At 65.5% G+C, this 24,215-nt stretch carries 23 protein-coding genes and 2 pseudogenes; 17 read left to right on the forward strand and 8 right to left on the reverse strand.

All coding sequences use genetic code 11. From position 1 onward, the window contains the following. Positions 1-39: 39 nt before the first annotated feature. The gene (locus EKK97_RS02815; RefSeq protein WP_159548817.1) at positions 40-636 is read left to right on the forward strand and encodes a hypothetical protein; all 597 of its coding nucleotides are present in this window, start codon (positions 40-42) and stop codon (positions 634-636) included. Then, entirely contained in the window at positions 629-1,090 is a 462-nt protein-coding gene (gene rimI / locus EKK97_RS02820) for a ribosomal protein S18-alanine N-acetyltransferase (protein WP_159548820.1), read from the forward strand. Before EKK97_RS02815 ends, rimI begins: the two co-directional genes overlap by 8 nt. 99 nt (positions 1,091-1,189) lie before the next feature. Here the strand turns inward: rimI and zapB are convergent, their stop codons facing one another. Next, a complete protein-coding gene (gene zapB, locus EKK97_RS02825) occupies positions 1,190-1,381 on the reverse strand; it encodes a cell division protein ZapB (protein ID WP_159548823.1) in 192 nt (63 codons plus the stop codon). A 116-nt stretch (positions 1,382-1,497) separates the two neighbouring features. Next, complete coding sequence (gene rsmD / locus EKK97_RS02830; protein ID WP_159548826.1) at positions 1,498-2,130, reverse strand: 16S rRNA (guanine(966)-N(2))-methyltransferase RsmD; 633 nt, start codon at positions 2,128-2,130, stop codon at positions 1,498-1,500. 90 nt (positions 2,131-2,220) lie between these two features. On the opposite strand from rsmD, the gene ftsY reads away from it, so the two are divergent. The 4 genes and pseudogenes from ftsY (at position 2,221) to rpoH (ending at position 6,204) form a co-directional block, all read left to right on the forward strand. Further along, complete coding sequence (gene ftsY / locus EKK97_RS02835; protein WP_159548829.1) at positions 2,221-3,561, forward strand: signal recognition particle-docking protein FtsY; 1,341 nt, start codon at positions 2,221-2,223, stop codon at positions 3,559-3,561. Next, the gene (gene ftsE / locus EKK97_RS02840; protein ID WP_159548832.1) at positions 3,558-4,226 is read left to right on the forward strand and encodes a cell division ATP-binding protein FtsE; all 669 of its coding nucleotides are present in this window, start codon (positions 3,558-3,560) and stop codon (positions 4,224-4,226) included. The genes ftsY and ftsE overlap by 4 nt, the downstream gene beginning before the upstream one ends. Then, positions 4,223-5,196 (forward strand): annotated as a pseudogene (gene ftsX / locus EKK97_RS02845) (permease-like cell division protein FtsX). The gene ftsE and the pseudogene ftsX overlap by 4 nt, the downstream one beginning before the upstream one ends. Positions 5,197-5,337: 141 nt before the next feature. After that, a complete protein-coding gene (rpoH, locus tag EKK97_RS02850; protein ID WP_159548835.1) occupies positions 5,338-6,204 on the forward strand; it encodes an RNA polymerase sigma factor RpoH in 867 nt (288 codons plus the stop codon). A 65-nt stretch (positions 6,205-6,269) separates the two neighbouring features. Here rpoH and slmA read toward each other — a convergent pair whose 3' ends face one another. From slmA to coaBC, 5 genes are all read right to left on the reverse strand, one after another. Continuing rightward, positions 6,270-6,884 (reverse strand): nucleoid occlusion factor SlmA, encoded by a 615-nt coding sequence (gene slmA, locus EKK97_RS02855; protein WP_159548838.1) that lies wholly within the window; start codon positions 6,882-6,884, stop codon positions 6,270-6,272. Between the two features lie 72 nt (positions 6,885-6,956). Continuing rightward, the gene (gene argB / locus EKK97_RS02860; RefSeq protein WP_159548841.1) at positions 6,957-7,877 is read right to left on the reverse strand and encodes an acetylglutamate kinase; all 921 of its coding nucleotides are present in this window, start codon (positions 7,875-7,877) and stop codon (positions 6,957-6,959) included. 31 nt (positions 7,878-7,908) lie between these two features. Beyond that, positions 7,909-9,306 carry a phosphomannomutase/phosphoglucomutase gene (locus EKK97_RS02865; protein ID WP_159548844.1) on the reverse strand — a complete coding sequence of 466 codons (1,398 nt, stop codon included), beginning with the start codon at positions 9,304-9,306 and terminating at the stop codon, positions 7,909-7,911. Between the two features lie 100 nt (positions 9,307-9,406). Then, positions 9,407-9,877, reverse strand: a complete 471-nt coding sequence (dut, locus tag EKK97_RS02870; protein WP_159548847.1) for a dUTP diphosphatase — start codon at positions 9,875-9,877, stop codon at positions 9,407-9,409. A 41-nt stretch (positions 9,878-9,918) separates the two neighbouring features. Then, positions 9,919-11,205 (reverse strand): bifunctional phosphopantothenoylcysteine decarboxylase/phosphopantothenate--cysteine ligase CoaBC, encoded by a 1,287-nt coding sequence (gene coaBC / locus EKK97_RS02875; RefSeq protein ID WP_159548850.1) that lies wholly within the window; start codon positions 11,203-11,205, stop codon positions 9,919-9,921. Between the two features lie 134 nt (positions 11,206-11,339). Between coaBC and radC the strand changes: the two genes are divergently transcribed. The 11 genes and pseudogenes from radC (at position 11,340) to EKK97_RS02930 (ending at position 21,310) form a co-directional block, all read left to right on the forward strand. Next, positions 11,340-12,014, forward strand: coding sequence for a RadC family protein (gene radC / locus EKK97_RS02880; RefSeq protein ID WP_159548853.1), 675 nt, complete (start codon positions 11,340-11,342; stop codon positions 12,012-12,014). A gap of 360 nt (positions 12,015-12,374) precedes the next feature. Further along, positions 12,375-12,611 (forward strand): 50S ribosomal protein L28, encoded by a 237-nt coding sequence (gene rpmB, locus EKK97_RS02885; RefSeq protein ID WP_010630182.1) that lies wholly within the window; start codon positions 12,375-12,377, stop codon positions 12,609-12,611. A gap of 24 nt (positions 12,612-12,635) precedes the next feature. Further along, on the forward strand, positions 12,636-12,791 hold the full coding sequence (gene rpmG, locus EKK97_RS02890; protein WP_129140669.1) for a 50S ribosomal protein L33: 156 nt from the start codon (positions 12,636-12,638) through the stop codon (positions 12,789-12,791). Positions 12,792-12,924: 133 nt separating this feature from the next. Further along, a complete protein-coding gene (gene mutM / locus EKK97_RS02895; protein ID WP_159548856.1) occupies positions 12,925-13,749 on the forward strand; it encodes a bifunctional DNA-formamidopyrimidine glycosylase/DNA-(apurinic or apyrimidinic site) lyase in 825 nt (274 codons plus the stop codon). A 22-nt stretch (positions 13,750-13,771) separates the two neighbouring features. Beyond that, entirely contained in the window at positions 13,772-14,962 is a 1,191-nt protein-coding gene (locus EKK97_RS02900) for a class I SAM-dependent rRNA methyltransferase (protein WP_159548859.1), read from the forward strand. A gap of 34 nt (positions 14,963-14,996) precedes the next feature. Next, the gene (locus EKK97_RS02905; protein ID WP_159548862.1) at positions 14,997-15,308 is read left to right on the forward strand and encodes a putative signal transducing protein; all 312 of its coding nucleotides are present in this window, start codon (positions 14,997-14,999) and stop codon (positions 15,306-15,308) included. A gap of 19 nt (positions 15,309-15,327) precedes the next feature. After that, a complete protein-coding gene (locus EKK97_RS02910) occupies positions 15,328-15,768 on the forward strand; it encodes an acyl-CoA thioesterase (RefSeq protein ID WP_159548865.1) in 441 nt (146 codons plus the stop codon). Positions 15,769-15,953: 185 nt separating this feature from the next. Then, positions 15,954-17,069: an alanine dehydrogenase gene (ald, locus tag EKK97_RS02915; protein ID WP_159548868.1), complete on the forward strand. Its 1,116-nt coding sequence runs from the start codon at positions 15,954-15,956 to the stop codon at positions 17,067-17,069. A gap of 91 nt (positions 17,070-17,160) precedes the next feature. Further along, a complete protein-coding gene (locus tag EKK97_RS02920; RefSeq protein ID WP_159548871.1) occupies positions 17,161-18,186 on the forward strand; it encodes a tryptophan--tRNA ligase in 1,026 nt (341 codons plus the stop codon). Positions 18,187-18,303: 117 nt separating this feature from the next. Then, positions 18,304-19,508 (forward strand): annotated as a pseudogene (locus EKK97_RS02925) (YeeE/YedE family protein). A gap of 125 nt (positions 19,509-19,633) precedes the next feature. After that, positions 19,634-21,310, forward strand: coding sequence for an NAD-dependent malic enzyme (locus tag EKK97_RS02930; RefSeq protein ID WP_159548874.1), 1,677 nt, complete (start codon positions 19,634-19,636; stop codon positions 21,308-21,310). Between the two features lie 124 nt (positions 21,311-21,434). Here the strand turns inward: EKK97_RS02930 and acnA are convergent, their stop codons facing one another. Then, a complete protein-coding gene (acnA, locus tag EKK97_RS02935; RefSeq protein WP_159548877.1) occupies positions 21,435-24,185 on the reverse strand; it encodes an aconitate hydratase AcnA in 2,751 nt (916 codons plus the stop codon). Positions 24,186-24,215: the final 30 nt, after the last annotated feature.

The following is a 24,215-nucleotide window of genomic DNA, read 5'->3' on the forward strand; positions in this document are numbered from 1 at the left end:
GGAAGCCGCATCTCCCAGGCCCGTTCAGACACCGCCCCGGTGGAGCCCGAGCGGACGGCGGTTCCCAAGCGTGCCCGACAGCTGCTGGGGATTGCGCCGGTGGACGAAGCCGAGGACGCGGGGCACGACGCTACCACCAAGGAAGCCCGGCCGGCCCAGGAGCCGTTGCGCTTTACCCTGCAGGTGGCATGCCTGGCGGGCCGCTGGATGGTGGTCGTGCCGCAGGAGGGCGCGCTGGATGCCAGCCAGGGGCAACTGCTGGCCAACCTGCTGCAAGCGGTGGCGATCGACATTGGGCAGTTGCCTGTATTCGAGACCTTTCGCTGGCCGCCGATGGAAAACCTGCCGGTCGAGGCACCGCTGGAAGAAGCGCGCGAAGGCCTGCAGGCCTTTATCGAAGGCACGCAGCGGCGCGGCTGGGCGCTCGAACGAATCCTGGTGTTCGGTCGCGACGAAACCCTGGATCGGCTGCTCGGTTCGCAGCAGGGCGCATTCGAACTGCTTGACCTGCCCGGATGGCAGGGGCCATCGCTTGCCGAGTTGACGCAGAGTGCCACGGCCAAGCGTGAACTATGGCCTGTCTTGCAGGAGTGGCGGCGGGCCTGGTCCCAGTCAGGCAACGGGACCGATGACTGAACTCGCCATCCGCCGCTTGACGATCGTCGACCTGGAGCGCCTGGTGGCGCTGGAGAACTGTCAGCCGCGCCCTTGGTCACGTCGCCAGCTCGAGGCCGCTTTGAACGATGCCGACGGCTGCGTGCTGGGGGCGGTGCTGGCGGATCGGCTCGTCGGGCATGCCGTGGTGGCCAGGCTGCCCTTCGAGGCGGAGCTGCAAGCCATGCTGGTGGAGCCTGCCATGCGACGCCGTGGCCTGGCCGCCGCGCTGCTGGAGGCGACGATCGAGCAGTGTCGACGGTGGGGCAGCGAGCGGCTGCTGCTCGAGGTGAGGGCGGGCAACGCGCCGGCCATCGCGCTCTATCGTCGGGCAGGCTTCAGTGAAGATGGGCGACGGCGCGGATATTATCCGCCTCTGGAAGACATGGCCGACGCGAACAGGGAGGATGCCGTTTTGATGTCGCGCCGACCCTAGGAAACACTGCAACAAATACCTGCGTGAGCGAATCGCTGCGCTACGCGGTGCCTCGTCAATTTGTGCAGCGCTTCGCTCTATGACTGGAAAGCGCTGGGTTCAGGCTCGCTCGGTTTCCACCTCGTCGAACTTGCCCAACAGAGCCGTCAGACGGCGCTCCCACTCCTCGCGCTCCTGCTTCAGGCGGCTGTTTTCCTCGCGCAGCTCCTCGGCTTCCAGCTTCAGCAGTTCCAGGGCCTCGACGGCACTGGCCACTTTCTGTTCGAGCCGGTTGAAGAGTTCGGTGCTCATCGTGTTCTCCTGAAATGACATCCTGCCGGGGCGGGCGCCTGCCCGCGCTGATTCCGTTGCGCAGCGTAACGCCGAGGGCCAAGGCTCGGCAAGCGTAGCCGAACGGCGACGCCCGCTTATTCATCGGGCTGAGCGAGGCGCCGATAGAGGCGCCCGGTGCTGTCGCCGGCGCGCACTTCGCGATGCAATGACCAGTTGGCTGGCACACGCACGTCGAGCGCCGTTTCGGTTTCCAGGTAAACCCAGGCCTCGGGAGTGAGCCACCCCTGTTCCAGCCGCTCACAGCAGGGCGCCGCCAGGTCCTGGCGGAAAGGCGGGTCGAGGAAGACGAGGCTGAAGACGGTACTGTCACTCGGCCCGGCGGCAAGGAAGGCGAGAGCATCACCGGCCTGTACCCGTCCCCGCTCTGTGGCGTCCAAGGTGTGGAGGTTGTCCGCGAGCGCCCGAGCGACCTGGGCGTCGCGCTCGATGAATAGCGCCGAGGCCGCGCCGCGGGAAAGCGCTTCGAGACCCAGTGCGCCGGTGCCGGCGAATAGGTCAAGTACCCGTGCCCCCGGCGTGGCGGTCGCCAGCCAATTGAACAGGGTCTCGCGCACCCGGTCAGGCGTGGGGCGCAGGCCCGGGCTGTCGAGTACCGGTAGCAGGCGCCGACGGTATTCGCCGCCGATGATGCGCAGGCGGCCGCTGCCCTTGGACGGGCGAGCGGCTGGGCGGGAGCGTGAACGAGGGAACGAGCGGCGACGTGTCATGCGGCGGAATTGTACCCGGAGCCGTGTCCACAGTCATGGTGCGCGGTGTTAGGATGTAGCGATCATTCACCCGTGAGGCTGAATTCCCCCATGTTCGGTTTTTTCAAGCGCAAGAAGCAGCAGGAATCCCAGCAGGAAGAACAGCAGGAGCGGCAGCCGACTCAGCCTGATGCGGAGCGTGAGGAAGAGGCGTCCCACGAAGGTGCGCCGATGAGTGAAACGACTGCCGAGGCGGAGCGGGAGGTGGCGCCCGCCGAGCCGGACGTCGTCGATGCCCCGCGCCCCGAGGAGGCCGCCATGGCCGGTCCGGCGGCGGATGAGGTGCGTGACCGGACCGAAGCGGTCGATGAGGTTGGCCGGGAAGAGGAGAACGAGGTGCTGCGTGAGGAGGCGCTGGCCTCCGAGCCTGAATCTCAGCCTGAACCCGAACCCGAGCCGGAGCCCGCCCACGCGCCGTTGCAAGAGAAACCGGCCGCCGAGAAGAAGGGCTGGTTTGCGCGCATCCGCTCCGGTCTGGGCAAGACCCGAGCCAACCTCACCGAGGGTGTCGCCGGGCTGTTCCTGGGCAAGAAGCAGATCGATGACGAGCTGATCGAGGATCTCGAGACCCAGCTGTTGATGGCCGACGTGGGCATCGAGGCCACCACCGAGATCATCGACCGCTTGACCGAGCGCGTCTCGCGCAAGGAGCTCAAGGACCCCCAGGCGCTCTACCGAGCCCTACAGGACGAACTCGCCACGATGCTGGACGCCGTGGCCAAGCCGCTGGCACTGCCGGCCAAAGGAGAGGGACCCTTCGTGATCCTGGTGGTCGGCGTCAATGGCGTGGGCAAGACCACCACCATTGGCAAGTTGACCCAACGCTTCCAGCGCGAAGGCCGTAGCGTGATGCTGGCTGCCGGCGACACCTTCCGTGCCGCGGCGGTGGAGCAGCTCAAGGTGTGGGGTGAGCGCAACAAGGTGCCGGTGATCGCCCAGCACACCGGAGCCGACAGCGCCTCGGTGATCTACGACGCCGTGGCGGCGGCCAAGGCGCGCAAGATCGACGTGCTGATCGCCGACACCGCCGGACGGTTGCACAATAAGGGGCATCTCATGGAGGAGCTCAAGAAGGTGCACCGGGTGATGGGCAAGCTCGACGACAGCGCCCCTCACGAGGTAATGCTGGTACTCGACGCAGGCACTGGCCAGAACGCACTCTCCCAGGCCAATACCTTCAACGAAGCGGTGCCGGTCACCGGTATCACCCTGACCAAGCTCGACGGTACCGCCAAGGGTGGCATTATCTTCGCCTTGGCCAAGCAGCTCGGTACGCCGATCCGTTTCATCGGTGTGGGCGAGGGGCTCGATGACCTGCGCCCCTTCGAGGCCAGGGACTTCGTCGATGCGCTCTTCGACCAAGGTGACGAGGGAGCCGCCGCCTCACCATGATCCTCTTCGAGCATGTGGGGAAACGTTACGGCGGGCGCTTCGAGGCGCTCGCCAACATCGACTTCCGCGTGCACCGCGGCGAGATGGTCTTTCTCACCGGCCACTCGGGGGCCGGCAAGAGTTCGCTGCTGCGCCTGATCATGTTGCTGGAGCGGCCCACCCGTGGCCGGGTACTGGTCGCCGGCCACGACATCGGTCGCCTGCACGCCAGTCAGGTACCGTTCTACCGGCGTCAGATCGGTGTGGTCTTCCAGGACCACCAACTGCTGCTCGATCGCTCCATCTACCATAACGTGGCGCTGCCGCTGGAGATCCGCGGGGTCGACCCGCGCGAGGCTGCCCGCCGGGTGCGGGCGGCGCTCGACAAGGTGGGCCTGTTGCACCGTGAGAAGGCGTTGCCCATCGAGCTATCCGGTGGCGAGCAGCAGCGCGTGGGCATCGCCCGGGCGGTGGTCAACAAACCTTCGCTGCTGCTGGCCGACGAGCCCACCGGCAATCTCGACCCACAGCTCTCCGCCGACATCATGGCGCTATTCGAGGACTTCAATCGCATCGGCACCACGGTGATGATCGCCAGCCACGACCTGGCCCTGATCGCCCGCCTCAGGCATCGTGTACTGCGCTTGCGCGAGGGGCGGTTGGTGGCCGACGAGGAGGCCGCATGAGCCGCCAGCCCGCCGCACCGCCACGCGGCGCCCGCAGCCAGCGCACGCGCTCCTCGAGCCGTTTTCGCGGCTGGCTGCGTCACCATCGCGCCATGTGCCTGGACAGCGCACGGCGGCTGCTGCGAGCCCCCATCGGCAGCCTGCTCACCATGCTCGCCATCGCCATCGCCCTGGTGCTGCCAGCAGCGCTGTGGTTGGCGTTGGACAGTGCGCGTCTGCTCGATGCCGAACTCGAGGAGAGTGCCACGCTCACTGTCTATCTAGAGCATCATGTCGACGAGGCCCAGGCCGGGCGCATCGACGAGGCGGTGTCGGCCCACGATGGCGTGGCGCGTACCCGGCTCATCAGTGCCGCCGAAGGCATGGCCGAGTTCCAGCAGGCATTGGGCCTGGCCGATGCCCTGGGCCGGCTCGAGGACAATCCGCTGCCGGCCAGCATCGTGGTAGTGCCGACCGATCCGGCGCCGGAGGGCGTGCGCCGGCTCGCTGGCGAGCTCGAGGCGCTGAGCGGTGTCGACGAAGTGCGCCTCGACCTGGCCTGGCTCGAGCGGCTGCGGCACCTGGCCGAGCTGGGCAGTCGCCTGGCTCTGGCACTTGGCGTACTGTTCGGTTCGGGCGTACTGCTGGTGGTGGGCAACACCATACGTCTGTCGGTGGAGAGCCGCCGCCAGGAGATCGAAGTGGTAATGCTGATCGGTGCCACTCATGCTTTCGTACGTCGTCCGTTCCTCTATAGCGGTGCCTGGTACGGCCTCGGCGGCGGCCTGCTCGCCTGGGGCTGCTGGGGCTCGGCAACCAGTGGTTGTCGCTGCCGGTCAGCGCGCTGGCGGCCAGCTACGGCGCCACCTTCAGCCTGCCCCGCCTGGGGCCGGAGGGCTCGGCAACGCTACTATTGTGCAGTACACTATTGGGCTGGCTGGGCGCCTGGATTGCTGTGAGCCGCCACCTCGCGGAGGTTCGGCCGCGGTAAAAGACCGCAGGAAAAGTGCCGCGCTAGCGACTGCGCTCAGCATCTGCCACGCTGTCGGCAGGAATAGGGAACATTATCGACTTTCGCCCGTCTAAACGGGCGATTGAACCGTATATTAGGTTTTCAAGGAGACAACCTGCAATGAGCACCAGTCTTCTGCCGGTGGGTCATCTCTCTCCAGGGCATGACCTCAACGGGTACATCCAGGCGGTCAACGGCATTCCCATGCTCACCGCCGAGGAAGAGCGCGAACTCGCCTTCCGCCTTCACGAAGAGGGCGACCTGGAGGCGGCGCGTCGTCTGGTGTTGTCGCATCTGCGCTTCGTGGTCCATATCGCGCGAAGCTATTCCGGCTACGGCCTGCCGCAGGCCGACCTGATCCAGGAAGGCAACGTGGGCCTGATGAAGGCCGTCAAGCGCTTCGACCCCAACCAGGGGGTGCGCCTGGTCTCCTTTGCCGTGCACTGGATCAAGGCCGAGATACACGAATTCGTGTTGCGCAACTGGCGTATCGTCAAGATCGCCACCACCAAGGCCCAGCGCAAGCTGTTCTTCAACCTGCGCAGCGCCAAGAAGCGCCTGGCCTGGCTGAATAACGACGAGGTCGACGCCATCGCCCGCGACCTCGACGTCAAGCCCGAGGTCGTGCGCGAGATGGAGGGGCGCCTGGCGGCACACGACGCTGGTTTCGACGTCTCGCCGAGTGAGGACGAGGATGCGGCCTACCAGGCGCCGGTGCACTACCTGGACGATGCTGGCGCAGACCCCGCGGTCCAGCTCGAGGACAGCGATTGGGAAGACGACGCCAGCCGTCGCTTGAAGATGGCTCTTGAGTCGTTGGATGAGCGCTCCCGCGACATCCTGCAGCGCCGCTGGCTGGTCGATGACAAAGCCACCCTGCATGAGCTGGCTGATGTCTATGGCGTCTCCGCCGAGCGCATTCGCCAACTCGAGAAGAACGCCATGAAGAAAATCCGCCAGCAGTTGGGCGACACCCTGGCCGCCTGACCGGCCGGCAGCGTAGCGTCAACGATGAAGCCCCGGCCTGGCCGGGGCTTTTGCATGTCGGAGGGTCAGGCGATCTGGGTGATCGGCTCGCGCATCAGCCGTGCCGAGAGCAGCGCCCACTGGTCGTCCCAGTGCTCGGTGGGACGACGCTGGAAGTCGCTGCGCACGTACTGCGAGATGCGCCCTTCGGCCACGGCGATCAGCAGGTTGGCCGTGGCCGATACCTGCATCACTGTGCGGCGGCGCTCGCGCAGCTCCGCCTCGCGCAGCACCTGCTTGAGCTGGGTCTCCAGGCGCTCGAAGAGCTGATGGATACGCAGCCGCAGCCGGGCGGTCTCGCCGGTCAGCACGTCGCCTTCGAGCAGGCGCGAGAGACCGGGGTTCTTCTCGGCGAAGGCCAGCAGCAGGGTGAGGATCTGCCCGCAACGCGGTACGGCCTCGTGGACCTCGTCGAGAATGCGCGAGATGCGCTCGAACAGGGTCTCTTCGATAAACGAAATCAGCCCCTCGAACATGCGCGCCTTGCTCGGGAAGTGTCGGTAGAGCGCGGCTTCTGAGACGCCTACCTGGCGCGCCAGCGCCGCGATGGTGATGCGCTTGCCGCTGTCTTCTTCCAGCATCAGGGCGAGCGCCTGCAGGATCTGCTCGCGCCGGCTGGAATTCTGTATAGCCTGCGTCATGTCGGAGTTTGTCTTCTGGTTATTGAATGGCCGGAGGCACCGCCCACCGCCAGGCGCTGGGCGGAAGTTGCCTCAAGCGTTGTCGTTCCCTTGTCGGTCGGCATCGGTGATCAGGGTACCGACCCCCGCGTTGGTGAAAATTTCCAGCAGCGTGGCGTGGGGCACGCGGCCGTCGATGATATGCGCGCTGCGCACGCCTCCCTTCACGGCGTCGAGCGCGCAGCGGATCTTCGGTAGCATACCACCATGAATGGTGCCGTCGGCGATCAGGGTATCCACCTGAGCCGTGGTGAGACCGGTAAGCACCTCGCCCTCCGCGTTCATCAGGCCGGCCACGTTGGTCAGCAGCATCAGCTTCTCGGCACCCAGTGCCTCGGCCACCTTGCCGGCCACCAGGTCGGCATTGATGTTGTAGCTGTGGCCCTTGGCGTCGACGCCGATCGGTGCGATCACTGGAATGAAGTCGCGCTCGGCGAGCATCTCGATCAGCTCGGTGGAGACATGCTCGACCTCGCCTACGTGGCCGATGTCGATGATCTCGGGAGCGGTCATTTCCGGGGTCTGGTGTTCGACCTTGAGCTGACGCGCGCGGATCTGGGCGCCGTCCTTGCCGGTGAGGCCGATCGCCTTGCCGCCGCACTGATTGATCAGGTTGACGATCTCCTTGTTGACCAGTCCGCCGAGCACCATCTCCACCACGTCCATGGTCTCGGAATCGGTGACCCGCATGCCGTTGACGAAGCGCGACTCGATCTTGAGCTTGGCCAGCAATTCACCGATCTGCGGGCCGCCGCCATGTACCACCACGGGATTGATGCCGACCTCTTTCATCAGCACCATGTCGCGGGCGAAGGAGTCGATCAAGGCATCTTCGGTCATGGCATTGCCGCCGTACTTGACGACGACGGTCTTGCCGGAGAAGCGCTGGATGTAGGGAAGTGCCTCGGAAAGCACTTCCACCACCAGCCGCGGGTCACGAGTCGTTTCGGTCATGGTCCTTCCTCAGGGATACGAAACGCTGCCGTCAGCTGGGCAGCGTCAGCGCCGGATCGACCTGCTTGAGGGCGTCGGCGAAACGGTTGCGAATACGCTCGAGGGCGGCGTCGCTCTTGCCTTCGAAGCGCAACACCAGCACGGGCGTGGTGTTGGAGGCGCGGCACAGGCCCCAGCCATCGGGATAGTCGACGCGAATGCCGTCGAGGGTGGTCTTGACGCCTTCGTCGCCGAAATCGCCCTCGCGGGCCAGCTTGTCGACCAGCTCGAACTTGTTCTCATCGGTCACGTGCACGTTGATTTCGGGCGTGCCGAGGTCCTGCGGGTAGCGGGCGAAGAAGGTATCGGCATCGTCTTCCTGCTTGGAGAGGATCTCCAGCAGTCGGGCGGCGCCGTAGATGCCGTCGTCGAAGCCATACCAGCGCTCTTGGAAGAAGATATGTCCGCTCATCTCACCGGCGAGCTGAGCCCCGGTCTCCTTCATGCGTGCCTTGATCAGCGAATGGCCGGTACGCCACATCTCCGGCGTGCCTCCTGCCTTTTCGACGACGCCTGCCAAGTTGCCGGTGCACTTGACGTCGAAGATCACCCGGGCACCTGGGTTACGCTCCAGCATGTCCTCGGCGAAGGCCATCATCAGGTGATCGGGGTAGATCAGCTGCCCGCTCGGCGTCACCACGCCCAGGCGGTCTCCGTCGCCGTCGAAGGCCAGGCCGATGTCGGCGCCGGTTTCCTTCACCGTGCGAATCACGTCCTGCAGGTTCTCTAGCTTGCCCGGGTCGGGGTGATGGTTGGGGAAGTTACCATCGATCTCGGCGAACAGCGGTATCGTTTCGACCCCCAGCCTCTCGATCAGCTTGGGCCCCAGCTCGCCGGCCACGCCGTTACCGCAGTCGACCACCGCCTTGAGCGGGCGCTCGAGACGGATGTCGCCGACGATACGCTCGAGATAGGCATCGCGCACGTCTTCATGGCACACGCTACCCTGGCCCTCGCTGAGGTCGTCGGATTCGATGCGCTTGTACAGCGCGGTGATCGCCTCGCCCGAGAGCGTCTCGCCGCCCAGTACGATCTTGAAGCCGTTGTAGTCGGGTGGATTGTGGCTGCCGGTGACCATCACCCCTGAAGCGGTGCCCTCGAGTATGTGGGTGGCGAAGTAGAGCACCGGCGTGGGCACCATGCCGATGTCGATCACGTCGCGGCCAGCGGCGGTCAGTCCGCGAATCAATGCCTCACTCAGCCGTGGGCCGGAGAGACGACCGTCGCGGGCCACCACCACGGTGGATTCGTTACGGGCGGCGGCCTCCGAGCCGATGGCTCGACCGATCTTCTCGACGGTCGCCTCGGTCAAGGTGTCGTCGACAATGCCGCGAATGTCATAGGCGCGGAAGATGGAGGCCGGTACGGGGCTGTTCTCGACTTGGCTCATAGCGGTTCCTTGTCAGACAGGTGTGGGTTCGTTGATGCCAGGTTGCGACGGCGCTGCCGGCGTCACCGCTCCTTGGGACGATCGGCGGCGTTCCTAGCGGTCAATGGCGGCCCGAGCTGCCGAAGCCGCCTTCACCACGCAGGCTAGCCTCGAATTCGTCGACGACTTCCAGCTCGGCCTGGACCACCGGTACCAGGACATACTGGGCCAGTCGCTCGAACGGCTCCAGTACGAAGGTGTCGGTGCCGCGATTCCAGGTGGAGATCATCAGTTCGCCCTGGTAGTCGGAATCGATCAGTCCCACCAGGTTGCCGAGCACGATGCCGTGCTTGTGGCCCAGGCCCGAGCGCGGCAGGATCAGGCCGGCCAGGCCCGGGTCGCCGATATGAATGGCGAGCCCGGTGCGCACCAGCTCGCATTGGCCGGGCTCGAGGACCAGCGGCTCGTCGAGCAGCGCACGCAGATCCATTCCTGCGGAGCCCAGGGTGGCATACCGGGGCATGAAGTCGCGCAGGCGCTCGTCGAGCAGCTTGACGGCCAGGCGCGGTTGTTGGGGTCGGGAATCGGACATGGTGGCTCCGTCGGTTCTGCGGGTTCCGGGCAGGTTTGGGTTCAATGTACGGGGCGGGAAGTCAGGCAGCCGAGCGCTCGCTCGATCACCGCCCTGGCCAACTCGGTCTTGGGCTGCGGCGGCAGTTGCTCGCCGCCTTCTCCCTCGCCGTCGCGCCACAGCAGCAGGGCGGCATTGTCGTCGGCGCCGAAACCGAGCCCTGCGGCGGAGACATCGTTGGCGACGATCATGTCCAGCCGCTTGCGTGTCAGCTTGTCGCGGGCATAGGCCTCGAGATCGCGGGTTTCCGCGGCAAAGCCCACCACGAAGGGACGTCCCCCGGCCGCATCGCGCGCATGGGCGATATCGGCAATGATATCGGGGTTCTTGATCAGCTTCAGGGTCAGGCCTTCCTCGCCTTCGCGCTTCTTGATCTTGTGCTCGGCGGCCGTCGCGGCGCGATAGTCGGCCACTGCGGCACAGCCGATGAACAGGTCGCAGTCGGCCGCCAACCGGCGACTTGCCTCGTGCATCTGCAGCGCGGTCTCCACATCGGTGCGCTCGACCCCCTGGGGTGTGGGCAGGTTCACCGGGCCGCTGATCAGGCTGACCCGGGCGCCGAGCTCTGCCGCAGCGGCGGCCAGGGCGAAGCCCATCTTTCCCGAGCTGTGATTGGAGAGATAGCGCACCGGGTCCAACGGCTCCCGAGTGGGGCCGGCGGTGATTACCACGTGCAGGCCTCGGGCCGGGGCGTCCTCGGCCGCTGGGGCCTGGCCGTGCACGGCTGCGCTGGACGGCGGGATGAGTTCGGCCATGATCGCCTCGGGCTCGAGCATGCGCCCCGGCCCCACGTCGCCGCAGGCCTGATCGCCGCTGGCCGGCCCCAGCAGTCGCCAGCCGTCCTGTTCCAGGCGCTTGGCATTGCGCTGGGTGGCGATGTGGCGCCACATGGCCTGGTTCATGGCCGGCGCCATGATCTTCTCGGCTTCGCTGGCCAGGCACAGGGTGGTGAGCAGGTCGTCGGCCATGCCTTGGGCCAGGCGCGCCATCAGGTCGGCGGTGGCCGGGGCGATCAGGATCGTCTCGGCCCAGCGGGCCAGCTCGATATGGCCCATGCCGGCCTCCGCTTCGGGATCGAGCAGCGAGGTGCGCACTGGCTCACCGGTCAGCGCCTGCAGCGTCAACGGCGTGATGAAAGCCTGGGCGCCCTCGGTCATGACCACGCGAACCTCGCAGCCCGCCTGCTTGAGCAGCCGAGCGAGCTGGGCGCTCTTGTAGGCGGCGATGCCGGCACTGATGCCGAGCAGGATGCGCCGGCTGGCAAGCCGTCGTACGCGTTGCGTTGCCATGCTGTTTTCCTGAACTGAAACCCGACCGCCTACCTTACCACTGCCGTTGAAGTTGCGCAGCCGCAGCCTTTCGTCAAGGTCGGTTACAATGGGTGACTTCAATCATCAGGGAAAGCGTAGCAAGGAGACACGGGATGTCGATTCGCGACTGGCCCGAGGGCGAGCGCCCGCGGGAAAAACTGCTGGCGCTGGGTGCCGGGACACTATCCGACGCCGAATTACTGGCCATCTTCCTGCGCGTGGGGGTGGCGGGGCGCTCAGCGGTGGACCTTGCCCGCGACCTGCTGGGTTCGTTCGGCGGTCTGCGCCAGTTGCTCGAGGCCGACCAACAGCGCTTCTGCGCCGAGCGAGGCCTGGGCACGGCCAAGTTCGTCCAGCTCCAAGCCACCCTTGAACTGTCGAAGCGACACCTGGCGGCCCAGCTCGCTCGCGGCAATGCGCTGACCTCACCCACTCTGGTGCGCGCTTACCTGGCTACCCAACTGCGTCATTTGGGGCACGAGGAGTTCACCGCGCTTTTTCTCGATACCCAGCACCGCGTGATCCGCTTCGAGTCGCTGTTTCGCGGCACGCTGGACAGTGCCTCGGTCTACCCCCGCGAGGTGGCGCGCCGCGCGCTGGAGCTGGGCGCCGGGGCGATCATCTTCGCCCATAACCACCCCTCCGGCGTGGCCGAACCCTCCGATGCCGACCGGCGTATCACCGAGCGGCTGCGCGAGGCACTCTCGCTGTTCGAGATTCGCGTGCTGGATCACTTCGTTGTCGGAGACGGGGAGGTGGTATCGTTTGCGGAGAGAGGGTGGCTTTAGGTGGGGAACCGGCTGTGCTCGGCCATGCGGCGTTGAACCTTGCTTCGCAATGCCCATTTAGCCCACTAAACTCCGCTTGCTCAACAAGGTTCGCCTAGCCTGGCCTTCGCTCGCTCGGTTCGCTGGCTGGGTGGAGAAGGCCCATTGCTTGTGGTGGAAGTACGACGGCTTATGAAAGCTTGCGGGAGTGGGGGTAGGGGAGTGTAGAATACGCGGCTACTTGCCTGTAGGGGCGCACTCTGCTATAAAGTGCAGCCTTTGAATTCCCTTGGGTCAAATGACAACGGGGTCGTTCCCGGTTTGCCCGACAGGTTTTGAACACACAGGTTTGACCACCTGGCCAAGCGGTTGGAGGCTCCCATGTCCAAAGTATGTCAGGTTACCGGCAAGCGCCCGGTGACTGGTAACAACGTTTCACACTCCCAGCGCAAGACCCGCCGTCGTTTCTTGCCGAACCTGCACACCCACCGTTTCTGGGTGGAGTCTGAGAACCGCTTCGTCAAGCTGCGGGTCTCCTCCAAGGGTATGCGCATCATCGACAAGAAGGGCATCGACGCGGTGCTCAGCGACATCCGCAAGCGCGGCGAAGCCGTCTAAGCGATCATCAGGGAGTAAGCAGTCATGCGCGATAAGATCAAGTTGGTGTCCAGCGCCGGTACCGGCCACTTCTACACCACCAACAAGAACAAGCGGAACACTCCGGACAAGCTCGAATTCAAGAAGTACGATCCGGTCGTCCGCAAGCATGTGATGTACAAGGAAGCCAAGATCAAGTAAGCCGATCCGACGCCCGCCGCTGGGCGTCCATGGCGACTTGACGGCTTCCAGCCGCAGGTAGCAAGACCTGTCCTCCTGAACCCGGCCCTGCGGTCGGGTTCAGGCGTATCTATTTCCCGGATATTTCCTCGCCATGCCCGAGCTTCCCGAAGTCGAGACTACCCGGCGCGGCATCGCTCCCCACGTGGAGGGGCGCGAGATCGTCGAGGCGATAGTGCGCCAGCCGCGCCTGCGCGTGCCGGTGCCCGACGATTTCGTCGAGCGCCTGGTGGGTTCTCGCATCGGCATCCTATCGCGGCGCGCCAAGTATCTGCTGCTGCCGATCGAGGGCGAGCGCGACGGCAGCCTGATCTGGCATCTGGGCATGTCGGGCAGCCTGCGCATCGCCCGGCTGGGCGATCTGCCCAAGAAGCACGACCATGTCGACCTGGTGCTCGACGACGGCGCCATCCTGCGTTACCACGATCCGCGCCGCTTCGGCTTCGTCGACTGGCTCGCCGGCAGCTTGGAGAGCGACCCGCGCCTAGCGAACCTGGGGCCGGAACCGCTCTCCGAGGCCTTCGACGCTGAGCGGCTCTATCGGCTCTCGCGTTGCCGGCGCATGGCCGTGAAACCGTTCCTGATGGACAATGCCGTAGTGGTCGGCGTGGGCAACATCTACGCCAGCGAGGCGCTGTTCCTGGCCGGCATCGACCCGCGCCGGGCGGCGGGACGCATCTCCCTCGAGCGCTACGAGCGCCTGGCCGCGGCGGTGCGCGAGGTTCTGGCCGCCGCCATCACCCAGGGCGGCACCACCCTGCGCGACTTCGTTAGCGGCACTGGCGAGCCGGGCTACTTCAAGCAGCGCCTCAACGTCTATGGCCGCCACGGCCAGGGTTGCCGGCGCTGCAACGGCGAGCTGCGGCTGGTGACGCTGGGCCAGCGGGCCAGTGTATTCTGCCCCTCTTGCCAAAAATGATCCCCATTCCATGAGACCGACCATGACCCAGACCCTGCGCCTCAAGAAGAACGCCGACCGCCGCCTCAAGGCCGGTCACCTGTGGCTCTACTCCAACGAGGTCGACATCGAGGCCACGCCGCTCAAGGGCCTCGAGCCGGGCGCCCAGGTGGTGGTCGAGGCCGCCAATGGCAAGGCCATGGGCGTGGCCTACGTCAATCCCAACTCGCTGATCTGTGCCCGAGTCGTATCGCGCGACCCCAACATGCGCCTCGACCGCTCGCTGCTGGTGCATCGCTTCAACCAGGCGTTGGCACTGCGCCAGCGCCTCTATGCCAAGCCCTTCTACCGCCTCGTGCACGGCGAGGGCGACCTGCTGCCGGGGCTGGTGGTGGATCGCTTCGACGACGTCGTGGTGGTCCAGCTCAATACCCTGGGCATGGAACGACTCGCCGAAGAGGTCGTCGCTGCGCTGGACAAGGTACTCTCGCCCCGGGTCATCGTGTTCAAGAACGACTCGTCCGGGCGGCGCCAGGAGCAGCTCGAGCGCCAGGTCACCGTGGCGAAGGGCGAGCTCGACGGCCCGGTGCTGATGGAGGAGAACGGCGTGCGCTTCCACGTGCCGGTACTCGACGGCCAGAAGACCGGCTGGTTCTTCGACCATCGCGCCAACCGCGCCTGGCTCAACGGCCTGGTGGCCGGTAAGCGGGTACTCGACGTATTCAGCTACATCGGTGGCTGGGGCGTGCAGGCGGCGGCACATGGTGCCCGCGAGGTGCTATGCGTGGACGTCAGCGCCCAGGCCTTGGAGCGGGTGGCCGAAAACGCGGCTCTCAACGGCCTGCACGAGCAGGTGGCGGTAGGCGAAGCCGACGCCTTCGAGGCGCTGGCCGCACTCAAGGCCGACGGCGAGCAGTTCGATGTGGTGATCCTCGATCCGCCGGCCTTCATCAAGAAGCGCAAGGACATTCCCAACGGTGAGCGCGCCTATGGCAAGCTCAACCGTGAGGCCATGCGTTTGCTGGGGCGCGACGGCCTGCTGCTCTCGGCCTCGTGCTCCATGCACCTGGCCCAGGAGCGGTTGGTGGAAGTGGTGCGCGGTGCGGTGCGCCACCAGGATCGCCATGGACAGATCGTCTACCAGGGGCACCAGGCGGAGGACCATCCGGTCCATCCTGCCATTCCCGAGACCGCTTACCTGAAGGCTCTGGGCGTCCGCGTGTTCCGCGATTGAAATTGCTGCGCCCGATGATGTTAGAACGGTACCTATGAGCTACGTACGCGTTTTCGCCCACTCCAATGCGCTGCTGGTCAGCCACGTGCGCAACCTGCTGGTCGCGGCGGGTATCCCCGTTGAGCTGCGCAACATGGTGCTGGGTGGGGGCGCGGGCGAACTACCGCTGGGGGAATGCGAGCCCGAGGTATGGGTGGCCGAACACAACCGCAAGCGCGCCGAAACCCTGATCCGTCATGCCATGACGGGCAGCACCGAAGAAGCGGAGTGGTGCTGCCCGAACTGCGGTGAAACGCTGGAAGGCGTCTTCGAGGCCTGCTGGCGTTGCGGTACGTCCAAAGTCTGAACCTGCAAGGGAGCGCACCATGGCCCAGGAGTGGGACCTTCCCGATCCGTTCGTCATCGAGCTCGAGGTACAGGCCTCGGCCATCGACAAGTACGGTCACGCCAACAATGCCGCCTATCTACGCTGGGTCGAGCAAGTGAGCTGGGCACATTCGGAGCATCTCGGCCTCGATCTGGCCCGCTATCGCGAGCTGGACCGGGCCATGGCCGTGCACCGCCACGAACTCGACTACCTGGCGCCTGCTTTCGAGGGAGAGCGCCTGGCGCTTGCCACCTGGATCATCGGCTGCGACGGCCGCCTGACCCTGACCCGGCGCTTCCAGCTCGTTCGGCCCGCCGACGGTCGCACTCTGCTGCGTGCTCGCACCCGCTTCGCCTGTATCGAACTCTCCAGCGGTCGGCCACGCCGCCTGCCCGAGGAGTACGTGGCGATCTACGGTGGAGCGCTTGTGCTCGAGTGAGGCCGTGATTTTTTTGTCAGCACTCTCTTAAAAACAACGATTTTCTGCCGCACTGGCCTTGAGAATGGATTTTTGCCGTTCTTTATCGTTGGTACTTCGTGTATGGACTGATTGTGCTGTAATGGGCGTGACGATCCCCTAACAAGGATGGTCCCCTAACAAGACAGTGCCGCAGGAGGTGCCCAATGAAGATCGCCGTGCCGAAGGAAATCAAGAACCATGAGTATCGCGTCGCCCTGACACCCACGGGGGCTCGGGAGCTGGCGACGCGAGGCCATTCGGTAACCGTTCAAGTGGGTGCCGGGGAGGGAGCGGGTTTCTCCGACGCCGATTTTGAGGCGGCCGGCGCCCGGCTCGAAGCGAATGTCGATACCCTCTGGGGCGAGGCCGAGTTGATCCTCAAGGTCAAGGAGCCACAACCGGAAGAGGTGGCGCGGCTTAACCGCGGCCAGACGCTGTTCACTTACCTGCACCTGGCGGCCGAGGAAAAGCTGACTCGTGGGCTGATGGAGAGCGGGGCCACCTGCATCGCCTACGAGACCGTCACCGACCGTCAGGGGGGGCTGCCGCTGCTGGCGCCGATGAGCACCGTGGCGGGCCGTATGGCAGTGCAGGCTGGTGCCCATAGTCTGGAGAAGGCCCAGGGCGGTTCCGGCGTGCTGCTGCCCGGCGTGCCCGGAGTGGCTCCCGGCAAGGTGGCGGTGATCGGCGGCGGCGTGGTGGGCGAGAATGCCGCGCGCATGGCGCTGGGTCTGGGTGCCGAAGTGACCGTGCTCGACAAGTCGATTTCGCGCCTGGAAGTGCTCGACGACCGCTACCAGGGCCGCATGAAGACCGTATTCTCCACTGCCGATGCCATCGACGAGGCGGTGCGCGAGAGTGACCTGATCGTCGGCGCCGTGCTGATTCCCGGTGCCGCCGCGCCCAAGCTGATCACCCGCGCGATGCTCGCCGACATGAAGCCCGGCAGTGTGCTGGTGGACGTGGCCATCGACCAGGGCGGCTGCTTCGAGACCAGCAAGCCCACCACCCATGCCGAGCCGACCTACGTGGTCGACGGCATCGTCCACTACTGCGTGGCCAACATGCCGGGCGCGGTGGCGCGCACCTCGACCCAGGCGCTGACCAACGCCACCCTGCCGTTCGTCATCGCCCTGGCCGACAAGGGCTGGAAGCGGGCGCTGGCCGACGACTCCCACTTCCTGCCCGGGCTCAACGTCCACGACGGTCAGGTCACCTACCGCGCCGTGGCCGAGGCCTTTGGCCTTGAGAGCGTCGATCCCGCTAGCCTGGTGCGGTAACGGCCGATTTGTTTGAAGCGGGGGCAGGTCGCCTTGACTGCCCCCTCGCGTTACCATAGCGGGCATTTCCGACAAGCAGAGTCCGCCTTCCATGAGTGCAGTATCCCAGAAGACACGCGTTCTCACCGGCATCACCACCACCGGTACCCCGCACCTGGGCAATTACGTCGGGGCCATCAAGCCGGCCATCGCCGCGAGCCAGGACCCCAGCGTGCAGTCCTATTACTTCCTTGCCGACCTGCATGCGCTGATCAAGTGCCAGGACCCCCGCCGCGTACAGGAGTCGCGCCTGGAGATCGCCGCCACCTGGCTGGCGCTGGGGCTGGATACCGACAACGCCATCTTCTACCGCCAGTCGGATATTCCCGAGATCCCCGAACTGACCTGGATGCTGTCGTGCGTGTGCGCCAAGGGCCTGATGAACCGCGCCCACGCCTACAAGGCGGCGGTGGCCGAGAACGAGGCTGCCGGCAACCAGGACCCCGACAAGGGTATCACCATGGGCCTGTTCGGCTATCCGGTGCTGATGGCCGCCGACATTCTCATGTTCAACGCCCACAAGGTGCCGGTCGGGCGCGACCAGATCCAGCATATCGAGATGGCTCGCGATATCGGCGGGCGATTCAACCACCTCTACAAGGGCGCGTTCTTCACCCTGCCCGAAGCGGTGGTCGACGACGACGTGGCGGTACTGGGCGGTCTCGACGGGCGCAAGATGTCCAAGAGCTACAACAACACCATTCCGCTGTTCGTCTCCGAGAAGAAGCTGCTCAAGCTGGTGCGCAAGATCAAGACCAACTCGCTGGAGCCCGGCGAGCCCAAGGACCCGGAGGGCTGCACCCTGTTCCAGATCTACTCTGCCTTCGCCACACGCGAGGAGCGCGAGGCGATGCGCAGCGAGTACGCCAACGGAATTGGCTGGGGCGAGGTCAAGAATCGACTGTTCGAACATCTCGATGCGCAACTGCGCGAGCCTCGCGAACGCTACCAGGCGCTGATGGAGGATCCCGGGCACATCGAAAGCGTGCTGCTCAAGGGCGCTGAGCGGGCTCGTGCCGAGGCCGCGCCGTTCATGGATAAATTGCGCCAGGCCGCTGGGCTGGGACGTTTCATCTAGCCTTTGAGCAGTTCCTGTACGGGGCGCCTTCGGGCGCCCTGTCACGTTTTGGCAGTCGCCTGGCGCACTTCGGTGGAACTTGCCACGCTACAGGAGCGAATGGAGAGGAGGAGTTTCATGGCCACTGCATTGGATGCGATACGACCGCGACGGGTCTCTCTGCTGCTGGGCGCATTGACATTGACGGGTGCGCTGCTGGTCGGTCTGGCCTTCGGCACTCGCATGGGTCTGCTGATGGTCGTGGGGGCGCTGCTCGGCGTTTCTCTCTATCACGCCGCCTTCGGCTTTACCGCCGCCTGGCGGGTCTTCATCAGCGAACGACGTGGGCGTGGGCTGCGCGCCCAAATGGTAATGCTGGCCATCGCCGTGGTGCTGTTCTTCCCCGCCTTGGGGGCGGGCAGCCTGTGGGGTCAGAGCGTGACGGGCTTCGTTTCACCCATCGGGGTCTCGGTGGTGGTGGGCGCCTTCCTGTTCGGTATCGGCATGCAGCTCGGCGGCGGCTGCGCCTCGGGCACGCTGTTCACCGCCGGTGGTGGCAATGCACGCATGGCGATCACGTTGCTCTTCTTCATCGTCGGCTCGTTGATCGGTACCGCCCATTTCTCATGGTGGATGAGCTTGCCCGCCTTTCAGCCGGTGTCGCTGGTACAGACCTTCGGCGCCGGTGGCGGAATTGCCGTGAGTCTGGCCCTGTTCGGTGCCATCGCCGTGCTGACGGTGCTGCTGGAGAAGCGCCGTCATGGCGGATTGGAGGAAGCGCCACGCGCCAACCTCAGCCAGGGACGCTGGCTCACCGGCCCCTGGCCGCTGCTGCTTGGTGCCGTGGCACTGGCGCTGCTCAACTTCGCCACCCTGGCGTTGGCTGGACGCCCTTGGGGCATCACCTCCGCCTTCGCGCTGTGGGGCGCCAAGGCTTATGAATTCATTGGCGGCGACGTGAGCCAGTGGGGCTACTGGCAGAGCCCGGGCAACGCCGCGGCGCTTCACGCCAGCGTATGGAGCGACATCACCACGGTGATGAACGTAGGGATCATTCTGGGCGCCATGGTGGCTGCCACCCTGGCCGGACGCTTTGCCCCGACCTTGCGGATTCCGCTGGGCTCGGTGGTGGCGGCGGTGATCGGGGCCTGATGCTGGGCTACGGGGCCAGGCTGGCGTTCGGTTGCAACATAGGTGCCTACTTCAGCGGCATTGCGTCGGGCAGCCTGCATGGCTGGGTGTGGCTGGTGGCGGGCTTTGCCGGCAACATGCTCGGCGTGAGGCTGCGTCCGTGGTTCTTCGACCGTCCACCCAGCGACAGGACCCGTGCCAAAGTCAGCTGATGCGCCACGATGGCAGAGGCGTGGTAGAGTTGGCGCCAAGAGCGCCATCAGAGCGCTCCGGAAGGGCAGTACACCGGACTGCGCTTCCCTACGGCCCGGTTCCAGTCACCGTATCGAGACAAAAGATGCCCGAAAGCAAACGTCCACTTTATATTCCTTACGCTGGTCCATCGCTGCTCGAGATGCCACTGCTCAACAAGGGCAGTGCGTTCACCCGCGAGGAGCGCCTCGAGTTCAACCTGGTCGGCCTGCTGCCGCAGAACGTGGAATCCATCGAGGAGCAAGCCGAACGGGCCTACCGCCAGTACCAGCAGTGTCATAGCGACCTGGAGCGGCACATTCACCTGCGGGCGATCCAGGACGACAACGAGACCCTCTACTATCACATGGTGATGGAGCATCTTGAGGAGATGCTGCCGATCATCTACACCCCCACGGTGGGTCAAGCCTGTGAGGAGTTCTCCAACATCTACCGCAGTCACCGCGGCCTGTTCGTCAGCTACCCTGACCGCGAGCGGATGGACGACATTCTGCGCAGCGCCACCAAAGACAGGGTCAAGGTGATCGTGGTAACCGACGGCGAGCGGATCCTCGGTCTCGGCGATCAGGGCATCGGCGGCATGGGTATCCCCATCGGCAAGCTGGCGCTGTACACCGCCTGCGGCGGCATCAGCCCCGCCTACACGTTGCCGATCACCCTCGACGTGGGTACCAACAACCAGGCACTGCTCGACGACCCGATGTACATGGGGTGGCGGCATCCGCGTATCTCCCAGGAGGAGTACGACGCCTTCGTCGACCAGTTCATCGCTGCGGTGAAGCGTCGCTGGCCCAATGTGCTGCTGCAGTTCGAGGATTTCGCCCAGGCCAATGCGGTGCCGCTGCTGGAGCGCTATCGCGACCAGCTGTGCTGTTTCAACGACGACGTTCAGGGCACCGCTGCCGTTGCCGTGGGCACGCTGATGGCGGCCTGCCAGGCCCGCGACGAGACCATCGCCGACCAGCGCGTAGTGTTTGTCGGTGCCGGTTCCGCCGGCTGCGGTATCGCCGAGCAGGTGGTGGTGGCGATGCAGGCGGAGGGACTCTCCGAGAAGGAGGCGCGGCGGCGGGTGTTCATGGTCGATCGCGATGGCCTGGTGACTTCGGACCAGCCGTGGCTGCGCGACTTCCAGCGTCGCCTGGCCCATGAACCCGAACTCGTCGAAGGATGGAAGAACCAATCCCTTCTCGAGGTGGCGCGCCATATCAAGCCCACGGTGCTGATCGGCGTGTCGGGCCAGCCGGGTCTGTTCTCCGAGGACGTGATCCGCGCCATGCACGCTGGCTGCGAGCGCCCGGTGATCATGCCGCTCTCCAACCCCACCTCCCGCGCCGAGGCCACGCCCGCGGACGTGATCGAGTGGACCGACGGCCAGGCGCTGGTGGCGACCGGTAGCCCCTTCATGCCGGTGGTGCACAATGGCAAGACCTATCCCATCGCCCAGTGCAACAATGCCTACATCTTCCCCGGCATCGGCCTCGGCGTGGTGGCCAGCGGTGCCAAGCGGATCACCGACACCATGCTGATGACCGCGTCCCGGGCGCTGGCGCGCGAGGCGCCGCTGGTCAAGGAGGGCAAAGGGGCCTTGCTGCCGCCGCTGTCGCAGATCCGCGAACTCTCCAAGGCCATTGCCTTCGAAGTTGCCGCCCAGGCCCAGCAGGAGGGCGTGGCGCTGCGTACCGATGGTATCAAGCTGCGCCAGGCGATCGAGCGCAGCAGCTGGACGCCGGAGTATCGGGACTACCGCCGTCGCGCGTTCTAGGTTGCGAGCCATGGGCTACGGGTCTCGAGTTGCGGGCTAAAATGCTGCCCGAAGCCCAATACAAATAGCCCCCGCCGGTTAACCGGCAGGGGCTTTCGCGCGAGCGCAGGCTGAAGGAACGGACTTACGCCGCGCCGATCATCCGCCGCAGCACGTAGTGGAGGATACCGCCGTGGCGGTAGTACTCCAGCTCGTTGGCGGTGTCGATGCGGCACAGCGCCTCGATGCGCTTCTCGCCCTTGTCGCTCTTCACAATGACCGTGACCTTCCCGCCTGGGGTGAGGTTGGCCAGCCCTTCGATGGAGATCGTTTCGTCGCCGCTCAGGCCCAGAGTCTTGCGGCTCTCGCCCTCGGGGAACTGCAGCGGCACCACGCCCATGCCGATCAGGTTGGAGCGGTGGATGCGCTCGTAGGATTCGGCAAGCACCGCGCGTACGCCGAGCAGGCGCGTGCCCTTGGCCGCCCAGTCGCGCGAGGAGCCGGTGCCGTACTCCTTGCCGGCTATCACCACCAGCGGTGTGCCCTTCTCCTGATACTTCATGGCGGCGTCGTAGATCGCCATCTGCTCGCCCGAAGGCACGTGGCGGGTCTCACCGCCGACCACGCCGTCGAGCATCTCGTTGCGGATGCGCACGTTGGCAAAAGTGCCGCGCATCATTACCTCGTGGTTGCCACGCCGCGAGCCGTAGGAGTTGAAGTCTACCGGCTTGATGCCGCGCTCCTGCAGGTAGCGTCCGGCGGGGCTGTCGGGCTTGATGGAGCCGGCCGGAGAGATGTGGTCGGTGGTCACCGAGTCGCCCAGCAGGGCGAGGATATGGGCATTCTCGACGTCCTCGATGGGCTCCGGATCGCGGCCCATGCCCTCGAAGAAGGGCGGGTGCTGGATGTAGGTGGAGGAGGGCGACCACTCGTAGACCTGGCTCTGCGGTACCTGCAGTGCCTTCCACGTCTCGTCGCCTTCGAAGACCTCGGCGTACTCCTTGCGGAACATGTCGGTCTTCACCTTCTCCACGGCATTGGCAATATCGGCCTGGGAGGGCCAGATATCCTGCAGGTAGACCGGGTTGCCGTCCCGGTCCTCGCCCAACGGATCCTGGCTGAGGTCCAGACGCACGTTACCGGCCAGAGCGTAGGCCACCACCAGCGGCGGTGAGGCGAGCCAGTTGGTCTTCACCAGCGGATGGATGCGACCCTCGAAGTTGCGGTTGCCGGAGAGCACCGAAGCCACGGTGAGATCGCCCTCCTCGACTGCCTTCTCGATGGGCGTAGGTAGCGGACCGGAGTTACCGATACAGGTAGTGCAGCCGTAGCCCACCAGGTTGAAGCCCAGGGCATCCAGGTCTTCCTGCACACCGCCAGCCTCGAGGTATTCGGTTACCACCTTGGAGCCGGGGGCCAGCGAGGTCTTGACCCAGGGCTTGGTCTTGAGCCCCTTGGCTCGAGCGTTGCGTGCCAGCAGGCCGGCGGCCAGCATCACGCTGGGGTTGGAGGTGTTGGTGCAGGAGGTAATGGCGGCGATCACCACGGCGCCGGGATTGAGCATGAACTGCTCACCGTCCAGCTCGACGTTCTGGCTGTCGTGGTGCTCGTAGCTATCGTGCACCCCGACCGCGGTCTGGCCTCCCTCGGAGAACAGCCGGCCTTTTTCCTCGCTGGGAAGCGGCTTGTCGCCGTTTTCTCCCTCCATTAGCTTCTCGAAGGTCGCCTTCATGTCTTTCAGGGCAACGCGGTCCTGAGGGCGCTTGGGCCCGGCCAGGCTGGCTTCGACATCGCCCAGGTCGAGGTGCAGGGTATCGCTGAAGATTGGCTCGTCACCGGGTTCCCGCCACAGCCCCTGGGTCTTGCAGTACGCCTCCACCAGGGCGATCTGGGCATCGTCTCGGCCGGTCAGGCGCAGGTAGGCGAGCGTTTCGTCATCGACCGGGAAAAAGCCGCAGGTGGCGCCATATTCCGGCGCCATGTTGGCAATGGTCGCACGGTCGGCCAACGGCAGGTCGGCCAGGCCATCGCCGTAGAACTCGACGAACTTGCCCACCACGCCACGGCTGCGCAGCATCTGGGTCACCGTCAGCACCAGGTCGGTGGCGGTGATGCCCTCCTTGAGCTTGCCGGTGAGCTTGAAACCCACCACCTCGGGGATCAACATCGACACCGGCTGGCCGAGCATGGCGGCTTCGGCCTCGATACCGCCCACGCCCCAGCCGAGCACGCCGAGGCCGTTGATCATGGTGGTATGGGAGTCGGTGCCCACCAGGGTGTCGGGGTAGGCGAAGGTCTTACCGTTCTCCTCCTTGGTCCACACCGTACGGCCCAGATACTCCAGGTTCACCTGGTGACAGATGCCGGTGCCCGGCGGCACCACGCGGAAGTTGTCGAAGGCGTCCTGGCCCCAGCGCAGGAATTCATAGCGCTCGCGGTTGCGCTGCATCTCGATGGCGACGTTGTCCTTGAAAGCGGTGGGATTACCGAACTTGTCGACCATCACCGAGTGATCGATGACGAGATCCACCGGCGAGAGGGGGTTGATACGCGAGGGATCCTCGCCGAGCTTCTGCACCGCGGCGCGCATCGAGGCCAGATCCACCACGCCGGGAACGCCGGTGAAATCCTGCATCAGCACCCTGGCCGGGCGATAGCCGATCTCGCGGCTGGAGCGCCCCCCCTGCTGCCAGTCGACCAGGGCCTGAAGGTCCTCGCGGGCCACGCTCGGATCGTCGGCGAAGCGCAGTTGGTTCTCCAGCAGGATCTTCAGGGTCTTCGGCAGCCTGTCGATGTTGCCCAGGGCATTGGCTGCCTGCGGCAGGCTGTAGTAGTGATAGGTGGTGCCGCCGGCGTCCAGGGTCTGCAGGGTATCCGGCATCTCGTCACGGCTCATGAAAGCCTCCTGTCACGGTAATGAACGGTC

Source organism: Billgrantia tianxiuensis (assembly GCF_009834345.1).
Classification (GTDB): Bacteria; Pseudomonadota; Gammaproteobacteria; order Pseudomonadales; family Halomonadaceae; genus Halomonas; species Halomonas tianxiuensis.